The 14,518-nt window shown below is 58.3% G+C and carries 14 protein-coding genes; 8 read left to right on the top strand and 6 right to left on the bottom strand.

What is annotated here, in order from left to right:
- Positions 1–189 precede the first annotated feature (189 nt).
- The 6 genes from ilvD (at position 190) to CH74_RS04475 (ending at position 5,338) form a co-directional block, all read left to right on the top strand.
- On the top strand, positions 190–1,878 hold the full coding sequence (gene ilvD, locus CH74_RS04500) for a dihydroxy-acid dehydratase (RefSeq protein ID WP_048306268.1): 1,689 nt from the start codon (positions 190–192) through the stop codon (positions 1,876–1,878).
- 3 nt (positions 1,879–1,881) lie between these two features.
- A complete protein-coding gene (locus CH74_RS04495; RefSeq protein WP_048306267.1) occupies positions 1,882–2,364 on the top strand; it encodes a metallophosphoesterase family protein in 483 nt (160 codons plus the stop codon).
- Between the two features lie 99 nt (positions 2,365–2,463).
- Entirely contained in the window at positions 2,464–2,709 is a 246-nt protein-coding gene (locus tag CH74_RS04490) for a type II toxin-antitoxin system Phd/YefM family antitoxin (RefSeq protein WP_048306266.1), read from the top strand.
- On the top strand, positions 2,691–3,092 hold the full coding sequence (locus tag CH74_RS04485; protein WP_367379090.1) for a type II toxin-antitoxin system VapC family toxin: 402 nt from the start codon (positions 2,691–2,693) through the stop codon (positions 3,090–3,092). Before CH74_RS04490 ends, CH74_RS04485 begins: the two co-directional genes overlap by 19 nt.
- Positions 3,093–3,517: 425 nt before the next feature.
- Entirely contained in the window at positions 3,518–4,231 is a 714-nt protein-coding gene (locus tag CH74_RS04480; protein WP_053070631.1) for a bacteriorhodopsin, read from the top strand.
- Positions 4,232–4,366: 135 nt separating this feature from the next.
- Positions 4,367–5,338 carry a Brp/Blh family beta-carotene 15,15'-dioxygenase gene (locus CH74_RS04475; protein WP_048306264.1) on the top strand — a complete coding sequence of 324 codons (972 nt, stop codon included), beginning with the start codon at positions 4,367–4,369 and terminating at the stop codon, positions 5,336–5,338.
- Positions 5,339–5,413: 75 nt separating this feature from the next.
- On the opposite strand, the gene CH74_RS04470 is transcribed toward CH74_RS04475, so the two are convergent.
- From CH74_RS04470 to CH74_RS04445, 6 genes are all read right to left on the bottom strand, one after another.
- Positions 5,414–6,199, bottom strand: a complete 786-nt coding sequence (locus CH74_RS04470; RefSeq protein ID WP_053070630.1) for a YrhK family protein — start codon at positions 6,197–6,199, stop codon at positions 5,414–5,416.
- 124 nt (positions 6,200–6,323) lie between these two features.
- A complete protein-coding gene (locus tag CH74_RS04465; protein ID WP_048306263.1) occupies positions 6,324–9,422 on the bottom strand; it encodes a molybdopterin dinucleotide binding domain-containing protein in 3,099 nt (1,032 codons plus the stop codon).
- Positions 9,415–10,578 carry an NrfD/PsrC family molybdoenzyme membrane anchor subunit gene (gene nrfD, locus CH74_RS04460; protein WP_048306262.1) on the bottom strand — a complete coding sequence of 388 codons (1,164 nt, stop codon included), beginning with the start codon at positions 10,576–10,578 and terminating at the stop codon, positions 9,415–9,417. The genes CH74_RS04465 and nrfD overlap by 8 nt, the downstream gene beginning before the upstream one ends.
- Entirely contained in the window at positions 10,559–11,341 is a 783-nt protein-coding gene (gene dsrO / locus CH74_RS04455; protein ID WP_048306261.1) for a sulfate reduction electron transfer complex DsrMKJOP subunit DsrO, read from the bottom strand. Before dsrO ends, nrfD begins: the two co-directional genes overlap by 20 nt.
- A 171-nt stretch (positions 11,342–11,512) precedes the next feature.
- Entirely contained in the window at positions 11,513–12,001 is a 489-nt protein-coding gene (locus CH74_RS04450; RefSeq protein WP_048306260.1) for a methylated-DNA--[protein]-cysteine S-methyltransferase, read from the bottom strand.
- 1 nt (position 12,002) lies between these two features.
- On the bottom strand, positions 12,003–12,797 hold the full coding sequence (locus tag CH74_RS04445) for an AlkA N-terminal domain-containing protein (protein ID WP_053070629.1): 795 nt from the start codon (positions 12,795–12,797) through the stop codon (positions 12,003–12,005).
- A 232-nt stretch (positions 12,798–13,029) separates the two neighbouring features.
- Between CH74_RS04445 and CH74_RS04440 the strand changes: the two genes are divergently transcribed.
- Together CH74_RS04440 and CH74_RS04435 are read left to right on the top strand one after the other, a co-directional pair.
- On the top strand, positions 13,030–13,992 hold the full coding sequence (locus CH74_RS04440) for a TAXI family TRAP transporter solute-binding subunit (RefSeq protein ID WP_048306259.1): 963 nt from the start codon (positions 13,030–13,032) through the stop codon (positions 13,990–13,992).
- Between the two features lie 47 nt (positions 13,993–14,039).
- On the top strand, positions 14,040–14,513 hold the full coding sequence (locus CH74_RS04435; RefSeq protein WP_253272943.1) for a DUF1850 domain-containing protein: 474 nt from the start codon (positions 14,040–14,042) through the stop codon (positions 14,511–14,513).
- Positions 14,514–14,518 lie beyond the last annotated feature (5 nt).

Here is a 14,518-nt window from a genome sequence, read left to right as displayed (position 1 = left end):
TCTCCTCCTGCCTTGCCCCGAATAAAAACTGGCGCCAGCGCGGCCGTGAATGAAACGTCAATAGGCCCTAGCATGTTTACCACTCATCCGATCATCAACTGACCTGCCAAGGCGTACCTGGTTGTTGCAACCGCCAGCGCTTGCTTACAGAATCAATTTTCACAATCACATTACCGTGGAGCGCAGGCCGTGAGCGAGCAACAGCAGGACAAGCGTCGTCGTTATTCCAGTCAAGTCGTCGATGGCATTGGCAAATCCGCCAGCCGTTCCATGCTGCGGGCGGTGGGGTTCAACGATGAGGACTTCACCAAGCCACAGGTGGGTATCGCTTCGACCTGGAGTCAGGTCACGCCCTGCAACAGCCACATCAACGTATTGGCCGAGGATGCGCGTCAAGGCGCAGATAACGCCGGCGGCAAAGGCGTGATCTTCAATACCATTACCATCTCGGACGGCATCGCCAACGGCACCGAGGGTATGAAGTATTCCCTGGTGTCTCGGGAGGTAATCGCGGATTCCATCGAGACCGTGGCCGGCTGCGAGGGTTTTGACGGCATAGTGGCCATCGGTGGCTGCGACAAGAACATGCCGGGTTGTTTGATCGGGCTAGCGCGGCTCGATCGGCCCAGCGTGTTCGTCTACGGCGGCACCATCCTGCCCGGTGAGAATCATACCGATCTGGTCTCGGTATTCGAGGCCATGGGCGCCCATGCCAAGGGTGACATAGAGCTGATAGAACTCAAGCAGATCGAGGAAACGGCGATTCCCGGGCCTGGCTCCTGTGGCGGCATGTATACCGCCAACACCATGGCTTCCGCCATCGAGGCGCTGGGCATGAGCCTGCCCAACAGCTCGGCCCAGAATGCGGTCTCCCAGAACAAGCATGACGACTGCCGGGCCGCAGGTGCTGCGGTACTCGAACTGCTCGAGCGCGATCTGAAGCCAAGCGACATCATGACTCGCGAAGCCTTCGAGAATGCCATTACCGTGGTGATTTCCCTGGGGGGCTCCACCAACGCGGTGCTGCACCTGATCGCCATGGCCAACGCCGTCGGCGTCGAACTGACCTTGGACGATTTCACCCGTATTGGTCGGCGGGTGCCGGTGGTCGCCGATCTGCGCCCGAGCGGCCACTATGTAATGAGTGAGCTGGTCGCCATCGGCGGTATTCAGCCGTTGATGAAGATGCTGCTCGATGCCGGCCTGCTGCATGGCGAATGCATGACCGTCACCGGCAAGACGCTGGCGGAGAACCTGGTGGACGTTGCCCCTTATCCGAGCGATCAGCAGATCATCCAGCCCCTGGACAAACCGATCAAGAATGAGAGCCACCTGCGTATCCTCTACGGCAACCTGGCGCCAGAGGGTGCGGTGGCCAAAATCACCGGCAAGGAAGGCACGCGGTTTTCCGGTCGAGCCAAGGTATTCGGCTCAGAAGAAGAGGCCCAGGCGCGCATCAATGCCGGCGACGTGGTAGCCGGTGACGTGGTGGTGATTCGCTACGAAGGCCCCAAGGGTGGCCCGGGCATGCGCGAGATGCTCACCCCGACCTCGGCGATTATGGGTCAGGGGCTGGGTAACGATGTGGCGCTAATCACCGACGGGCGTTTCTCCGGCGGCAGTCACGGCTTCGTGGTTGGACACCTGAGCCCGGAAGCCTTCGAGGGCGGGCCACTGGCGCTGGTGGAGGATGGCGACGAGATCACCATCGACGCCGAAGCCGATACCATCGACGTGCATATCGACGAGCAGGAATTCGAGCGTCGTCGCGCCAATTGGAAACAACCCGCACCGCGCTATACCCGGGGTGTGCTGGCCAAGTATGCCAGGACGGTGAGTTCCGCCTCGACGGGGGCGGTCACCGACCTGCCGGAATAATCGATGAGCGTGCCGAACTTCAAAATTGCGACACCAGTTGGCGTGATCGCCGACACTCACGGCACGCTGCGTGACGAAGCGCTGATCCTGCTTCAAGATTGCGAGTTGATCCTGCATCTCGGTGATATCGGCAAGCCGTTCATTCTCGAACGGCTTGCCGAATTGGCGCCGCTATTTACCGTTAGGGGCAATATCGATATTCAGGACTGGGCCGAGGATATTCCCTGGACACAGGATCTTATCGTCAATGGCTGGCGGCTGCATCTGGTGCATGACATCGCCGATTTCGATCCGAACACCCCTTGCGATGCGGTGCTGCATGGCCATTCCCACAAGCCACGCAACGAGTGGCAGGGTGGCCGCTTGCTGTTCAATCCCGGCGGCGGCGGTCGGCGACGCTTCAAGTTGCCGATCACCCTCGGCAAATTATGGGCAGATGAGCGTGGCCTGCGTGGCGCGATCATTCATCAGATGCTTGATGACTGAACCAGTTGTCTGGCTATGACGAGATAGAGGCAGAAAATAGGTTCGAAAATCATGCTAGCCCGGTTGGAACAGGGCTACGGTAGTTGCAAGAGGTTGTATGTGAAAATCGTGAACATGCACGATGCTAAAACTCGCCTGTCGCAGCTCGTGGAAAAAGCCGCGGAGGGGGAGCCTTTCATTATCGCCAAAGCGGGTAAGCCACTGGCCCGTGTCATCGCCATCGATAGTCCCGAACCGGGTAAGGAACGCCGCCTGGGTTTCTTGAAAGGGCAAATCAAAGTACCTGAAGACTTTGATCGCATGGGTGAGCAAGACATTTCCGAACTATTTGGAGAGCAGCCCTGAACCTCCTTCTCGATACGCATATCCTGCTCCAGGCGGCGGGAGAGCCGCAGCGGTTGTCTATCGAGGCTCTGGAGCTTATGAAAGCACACGACAATATCCTGTATTTCAGTGCTGCCAGTATCTGGGAAATCGTCATAAAGAATGGGTCGCAGCTCCCGGATTTTAACGTGGATGCCCATCTACTTCGGCGTGGCCTGATCGAGAATGGTTATCGGGAGCTGCCGATCACAACGCAACATACACTTGGCGTCGCTCACTTGCCGCCTATCCACAGGGACCCATTCGATCGGATTCTTGTTGCCCAGGCGGAGTTTGAAGGTTTTTTGTTGCTGAAGATGGATGATCTGGTGGGGCAATATCCCGGTCCGATTCGTCAAGTGTGAGGTCGAGCATCCTCGTGACATCTGCGACACTGCTCGAACGCGAAAACGAAGCCGATGACGAGCAAAGGAGGAATCATGTCTGATACGCATTTACGCATCGAACTGCTCGATACCTAGCCTTTGGTCTGGCGCAGCCTGTTGGTGCCGCAGCAGATCAACCTGCATCGTCTGCATGAAGTGATTCAGGCGGTCTCACCGCAGAGCGGAATGCCTTCTTCCGCCACGACGACGAGAGATACAACGCTGCGGGGTCGAGGAATGAAAGATTCAGAGCGTGAGGTTTCTGTTTTAGTAACATTTAATAACTTGAAACAAAGGAATGTGTTTTCTAATTTTTAATTGTTGGATTTAATGGATTCATATCCACAACCGCCCGGAAACGCTTTAACCCCCCTCTGAAACTGGCATTCGAAAAGGAGTTTTCAATGTCTGCAAGTGTACAAATCACGTTCGTTATCGGTTCGATCATTATGCTGGCTGCGGGCATCGTATTCTGGATGATGACGCGCAGTACCCCAAAGGATCAGCATCATCACGGCGTGGTTGCCATGACGATCGTCTTCGTTGCCTTTGCCAACTATTTCGCCATGGCGCTGGGTCAAGGTCATGTCCAGTTCGATGGACGCGACGTCTTTTTCGCCCGCTACACGGACTGGTTGATTACCACACCCATCTTGCTGGCAAGTCTTGCCATGATGGCAAGCGACAGCATTGCCAAGATTCGCACTCTGGTCTTTGCACTGGTAGCGGCGGATGTCTACATGATTCTGACCGGCTTGGTCGGCGACTTCTCCAATGCGCCCTACAACTACTACTGGTGGATCATCAGCATGGTGGCCTTCCTTGCCATGCTCTACATGATCTGGGTGCCACTGCAGGCAAAGGCGCACGACGGTATTCATGGCTCGACCTTCAAGACCATGGCGACCATCTTGACCGTGCTCTGGATCTGCTACCCCATCGTGTGGTTGATCGGCTCTTCCGGCTTCTCGATCATTTCCTTGACGCTGGAAAGCTGGCTCTATCTGATCCTCGATGTGTGTGCCAAGGTCGGTTTTGGCTTCGTCGCGCTCAGTGCGGTGCGAAAAGGCACGCAGCATTCTTCAAATCAGTACTCTGGGGCGCGTCAATACGGATAAACCCTGTGATGGTCGATTGATTCGTACAGAGCGATTGGCAAATGCTTGCCAATCGCTTTTTAATTGATGTCACGCCAAGCGTGTGCGGTAACCAGAGACAACCCCATGCCTTGCTTGCATAGAAAGGGAATTGCTATGCCTGCACATCCGCATCGATTTACTGTTATTGATCCAGCCCCGCGTCATCGTCGGCTTGTCAGCGTCGTCGCGCTGGTGCTGGCACTGTCGAGCGCGACGGTTGCAATGCCGCCTCTGGTCGCCCAGTTCTGGCTAATCATATTTCCCGTCGTGATCCTCGGGTTGCCCCATGGGGGCGCCGACTCCCTGCTGCTCAAGGTGTTGAGCCGGAAAACCTCGATTAGCGTGGGGCTGTGGCTTGCGGGCTATCTTGGTCTGATCGTGGCGTTCATCGCGCTGATCTGGTGGATGCCGACGCTGGCGCTGGTACTTTTTCTCGCGCTGTCAATCTGGCACTTCAGCTTCACGGATGCTCTGTTCCTGCCTTTCGAGGGGCGCAACTGGAGCGCCTGGCTCAGCGGCAGCCTGGTGATCTTGGGCCCTTTGCTCGGACATCCCCAGCAGAGCGCGGCGCTTTTCGCCTGGCTCTTGTGGCAGACGCCGGAAATCGTACTGCCGATGCTGCTTGTCGTCGGCAAGATCGGAGCGCTGCTGTGGCTGGCGGGGTTTGGTCTGTTGCTGGCAGGCGCGGCGCGGCCCTGGTCCTTCATGCTGGAACTGCTGGCCCTGGCCGCGGCAATGATTCTACTGCCGCCGCTGCTGGCCTTCGCCTATTATTTTTGCATGGTGCACGCTATGCGCCATTTTCTACTGCTGCTGGCGGATCAGCGCCAGCAGGGCATCACGGAAAAGCTTGGTCATGTGGCGGGGCGTGCCGCGTTTACCACGCTTATTACCGTTGCCTTGGCGCTTGCTATCTGGTTGTGGTTCGCAATGCCTTTCGACAGCATTCACGCCTTCGAGATGCCGCTGACGGTGTCCGCCTTTCGCGTGGTGTTCTGGGGCCTGGCAGCCCTGACCGTTCCCCACGCCTTTCTGGTGGCTTTCTGGACGACGCGTCACGCCCTGATCCGCTTTGCAACGTCCTAGCATTCGTCGCGCTGATACGGCAAAGCGACGTACGATCATTGTCCAATAGCGATGCCTGGACGCTGTAAAACCTCATCAGGACGAAGCGGCGTCTTTTTTGCGCGCTCTTTCGTCCTCCTGGCGCAGGGAGCTGATGAACATGGTGCCAAGTCCGTTGGCGTGACAAAAGTCCAGCAGCTTCTTGCTCACTAGCTTGCGATAGTAGATGAGTATGCCGCCTAGGAAGAACAAGATGCTAGCGAACAAAAAGAGCGAGGCGGCGAGGGTTGTCACCAGACTGTCCGCGGGATCGCTGAGCTGCCACAGATAAGGAATCGATGCCACCGCAAACAGCCCGGAGCCCAGAATGAATTGAGCCACGGTGATGTTAAAAAGCTCCATATAGAGCTGAGACGGTGCCTCGACGATCTGCATGATGTTGACGAAGCCGCCAGTCACGAACAGTGCCGAGCCAATGATGAAACTCCAGGCGCCAGGGGTCTTCGCCTCGATGCTAGGCAAAAAGCACAGGCTACCAACAATGAATAACGCCGAACCCAGCACGTAGGACCAGGCGGTGACGAACTCGATATGATCGGCGAAGGTGTCCGTGTTGTGATACCGCCAGTACTTGATGACTTCCAGCAGATCGTGGCCGGTTACCATCAGATAGAGAATCGAGCCGATGAAGAACAGCCAGTCGCCAACTGCCAGATACTGGGAGAGCGCCGGGAAGAAGAAAATGCTGCCTACTAGAAAGCAAAGCCCACCCAGCTTGTAGCTGAAGGCATTAACCGTCTGCCATATCTCGTGAGCACGACTGTGCGAATTTTTCGAGGAAAGAGCGGACACGCGGGGACGATGAGTAATCAGGTGTGGCATGGGTCAGGGGTCGCTGATCGTTTAGATGGCGTCAGTATGGCAAATTTGCGAAAGCCCGAAAATTGCAAAGCCAGACAAACTTAAAGGCGACCCTTGGGCCGCCTTGAAGCTACTTCAAAACATCTCATGCTTCTTCTGCGATACGACTGACCTCGATCGGCAATCCCTGGCGAATACTGGCACCGCTGACGCCTTCGAGCCAGGTGCCCATCACCTCGCGGGTGGGGTCAGCAAAACCGAGATCGTTGATGTTGACTCCGGCGCGCACCCATTCCACGCCTTCCATCGTTTCGCCGTCGATTACATGATCGCTGCCGCCGAGTTCAGTGTGGCCGTAGCTGTGCTCGATACCGAGTGAGCCCTTCATGACTCCGTCCGTGACCAGGGCCAGCCCGATCACTTCGCCGCCGGGGCTCTTGATGCGCACGGTATCGCCATGAGAAATACCGCGTTTTTGAGCATCCTCGGTATGCATCAGCACCGGATTGTAGGGTTTGATCATGCGTAGCCGCTCAAGCCCGATGGCGTAGGAGTTCATGATGTTGGACTTGTAGGAGAAGGCCAATAGCGGCCAGTCGTTCTCGCTGAACACCTCACGCAGTCCACGACCGTCGCTGAGCTGCGGTAAGTTCAGACAGGGTGTGCCAGTGAGAGGCCTGCCACTCTGGCTATCGATGGTAGTACCGACCTGCTCGTTGTAGACGCAAAGCGGCTTGGTCCAGGCATTGCTGAGCTTGTCGTTCTTGACATAAATCTCGTCGTGGTCCTGAAAGCGTCCGCCCCGGGCGTACAGATAGGCCACCGGACCTTGTTCTTCGCTTGGCAGAGTACGCTCGAGTTTTTCCAACAGCGGTTGGACGCCGCCATGTAGGATATCGCTTTCATCCGCCGCCGGGAGTGGCTGGTTCATGAACGCAATATTGGCGGCGGCACGCAGATAGTAGTCCTCGGCGCGATGCAGAGGATACATCTTGCCGTCCGCGCCGGGGATGGCGTTGTCACCGAAGCCCGGCAGGCCAAGGCGCTTGGCCACGGCGATGAAGAAGCTGTCCATGCTCACCGGCTCGCCATCTTCGGTCTTCTGCTGACGCGGCTCCACGATTGGCCAGCAAGCGGTAGTCGTCTTGCTGAGTACGCCGCTCCAGGCGCCGGTGAACCCCCAGACTTCATACATCACCGAATCCGGCACGATGTAGTCTGCGTAGCGATTGGTCTCGTTGATGAAGCCGTCCACTGCCACGTAAAGCCCTAGATTCTTGGGGTTCTTGAACTTGTCGATGATCATCGATTCGACCCCGGCGTGACCGTAAAACGGATTGGCCATGCAGCCGATTATCGCCTTGAGCGTATAGGGATAGCCATCCAGGGCGGAGGCCAGATGCTCGGTAAGTACCGGTGGCGCCAGAGAGCGCCAGGGGGCCTTGGCCGGATAAGGGTTTTCGCCCGCCGCTACCTTGCGCTTGTACTCCGAGGTCTTCTCGTAGGGGAAGCGTGAGCGGGAGAGGAAAACGCCCTTGGGCTCGCGCATGTCCGGGAAGCTTTCCAGATCGTAGCGCGGTCCATCGGACATGCCGTTGAACTTGCCACCGGCATGAGCGGACCCGCCCCGACGGTTCATGTTGCCCGCCAGCAGATTGAGCATCTGGATGCCGTAAGCGGCGTAGAAGCCGTTCGAGGACATCATGCCGCCGTGGCAGTCTGCTACCGCATCGCGTCCATAGGCGGCAAAGCGCTCGGCGATATGTTTGATCTGCTCTTGGGGAATGCCGCAGTGCTCTGCGTATTCTTTCAGGGAACGCTCGCCCGCGGCTTCCTTGAGTTTGGCCAGGCTGCTCTTGACCTTCAGTGTGCCTTCAGCGGCTTCGATATCGCGCTCGACGAATAACGCCGCCTTGGATACCTTGGACGCCGGCAAAAGCTGGCCGTTGGCATCGACGACCAGCAAGTCGTCGCCATCGCTATCCGGCTCGGCGTCACCAATATCCGAACGGCGCAGGAAATAGCCGCGGCGCGGATGCTCTTCGCTTTCGATCACCAGATGGGAGGCGTTGGTATATCCCACTTCACCAGCGGCTTCAGCGGCTTTCTGATCCGGAATCGCCAGGTAGTCCGCCGCATAGGCCTCATGATCAAGAAGCCATTGAATCAATGCCATGGCGAAGGCGCTATCGGTACCCGGACGGATGGGAATCCAGCGGCTGCGCTCCACGGAAGAGTGCGAAGCGGTGGCATTGAGTGCCGGATCGATGACGATGTAATCCAGCGTGCCCAGAGAGCGTGCTTCCGCCAGCAGACGACCCTGACGCTTGAAGGGGTTGCCCGCCTGGCTTGGCGCGGTCCCGATGAACAGCGCGAACTTGGCGTTGGCGTAGTCCGGTTTGGTATGAGCGTTCTTGGCCAGGTCGTCCATCATGGCGCCAGAGCCCATGCGGAATGCCAGGCCGCAATAAGAGCCATGGTGGCCGTAGTTACGGGTGCCGAAGGCGTTGTTGCCGAAACGCTTCAAAAGCGCCGAGCGGCCGTAGTCCGTGGCTTCCATCATCAGTAGCTGATTGGCCTTGGGGCCGTACTCCGGATTCTCCGGATCGATCAACTCGTCGTGATTGTGAATGGCGCGCAGCCCGTCCACCGGGCCCTCACCGAACAGATCGCCGCCCTCACAGACCTCCTCGATCAGTTTCTCGAAGGAAATCTTCTCCCAGCGGTGGCTGCCGCGCTCGCCAACCCGCTTCAGGCAGTCGGTAATGCGATGGGGGCTTGTGATCTGGGCCATCATGGCATTGCCCCGGGCGCAGGCGGTGGAGCGTCCTGCCAGCCCCTGGCCCTGATAACCGCTGACGCTTCTCAACGCTTCCGCGACCGGGGTCTTCATGGGTAGGTGCGGCTCGGAGGAGAGCGGATGATAGGGGTTGCCGATGACCCGCAGTACCTCGTCGGTGTTGTTGTCCACCCGGACCCGCACACCGCACTTGGTGGTGCAGCCATAGCAGATAGTGAAGGCGGTGCGCTGATCCGGATTTAGCGTCAACTCGCCGCTTTTGGCATCGACGTGATATTCCGGCGCCAGGGCATTGCCATAGATGTTGTGCTTGGGTGTCTCGCCGGCGCTGCCGGTAACGCCCTTGCCCATCTTGATCAGCGGACCGGAATAGCCGACGGCGAAGGTGGCGGCACCGCCAGCAGCGACAGCGCCCTTGAGAAGACGACGACGTGACTTATCCATGGCTAGGCGCTCCTGTAGATATGTCAGAAGAGGAAGAGGTTTTATTAGTAATCGCCCGGGCCTCGTTGCCGCGCCAGGGAATGAACAGATCGATGAGCAGAATGGCAGCGATCCAGAGCCCGAAGGTGCCGAGAATGCCCATCAGGCCGTAGGAACCAAAGGCCATGTCATAGTTGTGGTAGCCGGCGCTGTTGCGGGCCACGGTCTGTACATCCATCAACACGACCCAACGGAACATCCAGGCCACGTGCAGAGCCAGTAGACCAACCAGCCAGCCCCAACCCCATAGACGCTCGCGTAGTCGCAGGATGATGGCAATGACGAACAAGGTGATACCGGCAATGCCGCCCCATAGAGCGGTAGCGCGCCACTGTTCGCTATCCTTGATGGAGTCCATGGCAATGGCGACGGAGCCGTCCACCGCATTGATGCCGTCCAGGAACCAGGTCAATGCGACAAAGCCCATGGCGATGCAGGCGCCAATCATGACGCTGAACATCTGACGATTGATTATGACATTGCGTGCCTGACTGATGCGGTTGAGCACCATCACCAATCCTGCGGCGCCGATGAAGCCGGTAGCCATGAAGGCAAACGGTAGCCAGTAGGTATTCCACAGCGGACGGGCGCGAACGATGGCCACCTCGGCACCGGTATACACCATGATGCCAAGGGATAGTACCAGAGCGCCTAAGCCCACCAGCACCATTAACGGACGCGGTATTTCCCAGTGTCCCCAGGAGAGCCAACCGGCGATTTTAGAGAACCAGCCGTCGCTTGCCTGGCTGCGCTCCTTGAGTGCCGGACGCCAGCTCATCCAGGCCAGTACCACCACGGCGCCCAGATACAGCGGCAGGACGAAACTACCCAGAGACATCCAGGACCAAGGCGTCGGGTAGCCGTAGAAGTGCCAGAAACGCAAGGGTTGGTGCAGGTCGGCGAGCAGTGCCACCGGTCCCACCAGGGTGGTGCTGACACAGGCCAGCATGGCGATGCGGGCGGTGGGCATCCAGGCCTTCTTACCCAGAATGAGCCCTGGGACCGCCAGCCAAAGCGTGGCGTAGGACAACGCGATCAGAAAGAAATACTGTACCGCCCAAGGGTACCAGGCGATCCCATAGCGCGGGACCAGCATCTCAATGGCCATGGAATTCATAACCGATCTCCTTGCCGTTCTGGTTGGCGACATCCCAGATGGCCGGCTTGATGCCGTCCGGGCGGGTGGTGAAGCGCTCGTCCATGCCCAGATAGTAAACCTGGGGCAGGGTGTTCTTTTCCGGTTTGAGCACCATCAGCTCGTCCCGGTGTTCTTCGATCAACTGGCTGATCTCGCTTTGCGGATCGCGCATGTCGCCGATGATGCGGGCACCGCCGACACAGGATTCGACACAGGCGGGCAAGAGCCCCGCTTCCAGACGATGGGCGCAGAAGGTGCACTTGTCCGCGGTCTGGGTGCGCGGGTTGATGAAGCGGGCATCGTAAGGGCAAGCGTTGACGCAATAAGCGCAGCCGACGCAGCGATCGCTGTCCACCACCACGATGCCGTCTTCACGCTGGAAGGTGGCCTGTACCGGGCAGACTGGCACGCAGGGTGGGTTCTCGCAGTGATTGCAGAGTCTTGGCAGCATGAAGGTGGCAAGCTCTCCGGTCTCTTCGTGTTCGACTTCAAATTGAGAGACCACGGTGCGGAAATTGCCCAGTGGCGCGGCATTCTCGATATGACAGGACACGGTGCAGGCCTGGCAGCCGATGCAGCGACGCAGATCGATGAGCATGCCGTAGCGCTTTTCCGGGTCGCCTCCGCGGCGCGGGGGCTGCTCATTGATACCGGCATGAGCCACGCTGGATAGCGGCACCAGGGCGGCTCCAGCGGTAAGCTTTGCCAGTTGGCCAAGGAGAGAGCGGCGAATAGGATCCATAACGCCTCCAGGGGTTGAAGGAACGTTGTAAAGCAACGCGCTGTGGGCGCACCACTTTACAAATGAGATTGATGTTATGGCGCCAGTATCAACCTAGGAGGCGGAACGGGACTTGACATTGGTCAAGGACCGTTAGGAAAGTAATTAATTAATAACCGTTGTGTATAAAACTCATGATGGCTGCAGGGCGAATTCTCGATGCGCCTGCTCGTGGCAAAGCAGCCACTGTTTGCGGGCCAAGCCACCGGCATAGCCGGTCAGCTGGCCATTGCTGCCGATCACCCGGTGACAGGGCACGATGATCGATACAGGGTTGCGACCATTGGCAGCCCCTACGGCGCGATGACTGTTGGGGCTGTCGATCTTTTGCGAGATCGCTGCGTAGCTGCAGGTCTCACCAAACGCAATGGCACGCAGCTGCCTCCATACGCGCTGTTGGAAGACAGTGCCTTCAGGCGCCAGCGGCACGTCGAAGGTCTGGCGTTGACCCTGAAAATATTCCTCGAGCTGGGTCTTGCACTCGTCAATCCGCGGGTGAGATTTGACCGGCTCAAAGCACTCATCCACGAAGTCGATGTGGGTGATGCCCGCCTCAATAGCCTGGATCTGCAAAAAGCCAAGCGGTGAGCCTTCGGGGGCGGTCAGATAGTCGAGGTACATGTCAGTGATTCCACAGTTGCAGGGTGAGGTAGCTGCGCCAAGGGGCAGCCTGATCCGGGTCGGCGTCATTCAAGGCGTGCAGCTTCTTTTTCACCACCAGATCGCCGCTTAGCCAGATGTCTGGGTGGCTGATACCGCGCAGCCGCGCGTAATCCACGGTCCAGGGACCGATGCCCTTGAGCGCCAGCCACTGAGTCGTATCCTCCGGCGTTTCGCTGTCCCGATACCACTCGGCGAAGCGGCGCAGGGTATCGCGACGAGCGCTGATCATCTTGAGGAAACTCAGATCGCTGGCGGCGATGCTGCCCGGGGTGGGAAAGCAGTGACGCTGGTCGTCCAAGGATTCTCCCAGGGGCTCACCCAGCGCATCCACCAGAGTCTGCACCAGGCGGCGTGCGGCAAGCTCGGAGATCTGCTGACCCAGGATGGCTCGTACCCCGGCCTCGAACAGATCCCACATGCCCGGTAAGCGAAGCCCGGGTACCAAAGGCAGTCCGGGAACCGCTGCATTCAGATGAGCTTCGATAGCCTGGGTATCCGCATCCAGGTCCAGCAGACGGCGAATGTTGTCCACCACCGCCTGCGAAGCGGAAAGATCATCGATGCTCAGCGCCACGTTAAAGCAGTGCCGCTGCGGGTCGTGGGTCGCGGTGAAGTGCCCCTTGGCCTCACCCCAGACAAAGGTACGGCCGTAGGAGTCATCACTCAGCCATTCCTGGCCGTCGATCAGGCGTCGGGACAAAAAATGGCGCAGGCGCTCCCAGGCAAAGGGAGGGCGATAGGCAAGGGTCAGCATCAATTCCTCATGATCGGAGCGTGCGTAGTGGCGTAACAATAGATTCAGTGTAAGCGCTTCAGTAGCGATGACTAGCCGGAATCAGCACTGGATGAAGCGCTTTGAAAAGCTTGCCTCGTCAGCGTGAATCCTACCAAAGAGATGTGGACGGGCAGCGTCACGTTCTGGCGTGTAAGTTGGCGAACGTGCTAGCTTTTAGACGTATCAATAACAATCATTCAAGGAGACATCCATGCGTCTACTTTCTGCTGCTCTTGCGGCGTCGCTCATCATTGCAGCCCCCGCCGCCATTGCTCAACAACGTCTCTCCATTGCCACCGGAGGTACCGGCGGGGTCTATTACCCCTATGGCGGTGGTTTGGCGGAGTTGATCAACAATCATCTCGAGGGGTATAGCGCGGTTGCCGAAGTCACCGGGGCCTCCGTCGAGAACATGGGTCTGATCTATCGTGGGGATTCGGATTTTGCCTTGGTGCTGGCGGATACCGCCTATCAGGCCTACAAGGGAGAAGGGGCGTTCGATGGACGTCAGGTCGAAGCCACACGCGCTTTGAGTTCGATCTATCCTAATGCGGTGCAGCTGGTCGTCATGGCGGATTCGGATATTACTTCTCTTCAGGACCTAAAAGGCAAGCGGGTCTCCGTAGGGGCCCCGGGTAGCGGGACCGAGCTCAATGCCAAGGCGGTGATGGAAGCCAACGATCTCACCTATGACGATATGGAAACCCTGCGTCTGAATTTCAACGAGACCGCGGACGCCTTGCGCGATGGAGACATCGATGCAGGTTTCTGGAGCGTCGGGCCGCCCACCAGTTCGATCCTCAACCTGGCCGCCACCCGGGATATTCGTCTGGTGGGATTGAGCGATGATGAAATCTCCAAGGCTCAGGAAGCCGAACCGGTATTCGCCGCCTACGAGCTGAAAAAAGGACTCTATGAGGGTATGGAGGAGCCGGTGCAGACCATCAGCGTGCCCAATGTACTGGTGGTCAATGCGGACCTGCCGGAGGATCTGGCCTATGACGTTACAAAAGTGCTATTCGAGAAGACCGATGAGCTGATCGCCATTCATCCGGCAGCCAATGACACCACGGTGGAGTTCAGCCTCGAGGCGACCCCGGTGCCGCTGCACCCCGGTGCCATTCGTTATTACGAAGAGGTCGGTGCCGAGATTCCCGACAAGCTGCGTCCTTGAGGCCTTGAATGTGGTTCGTGATGCTTAAAGCCAAGGGGCGAGCATTAGTGCTCGTCCTTTTGCTGTTGGTGTCGTGGCTCGTATCGATACCCGGTGTGGCAGCAAGTGAGCCTGCCCGGTTGCAGGTGATGTCATCCTCGGACAAGACGCTGGTCGATATTCCTCTTCAGCCCGGGGAGCGCTGGTGTCTGGTATGGAATCACTCCGTGACGGGTATTCGAGTCGAGGACTGCTATCGGTACCATCAGAGGAAGATGGTATTGGAGCGTAGTCACCAGCCGGATTTCGCGGCGGGGCTTGGCCATATCCCTGGGCGCGGGGTGCAGACCTCGGACGGCAAGGGAGGCTACTGGATCGAGCACATCAACGAGCCGGTGCCCGGCAATCGCTATCTGCTGCGGGTGGGCAGCATGGCCGTCGATCATCGGCTCTCTCATGATGGCGATATCATCAGTCTGAGCGCCCTGGCAGCGGGTGAGCGGGTCATCATTCGTCTGCAACCTGATAACAAGACTTCCTGACGAGA

The organism is Halomonas sp. PR-M31 (assembly GCF_001039575.1).
Lineage (GTDB): Bacteria > Pseudomonadota > Gammaproteobacteria > Pseudomonadales > Halomonadaceae > Modicisalibacter.
The sequence above is the reverse complement of the archived record's forward strand: the minus strand, read 5'-3'. Positions and strand labels throughout refer to the sequence as shown.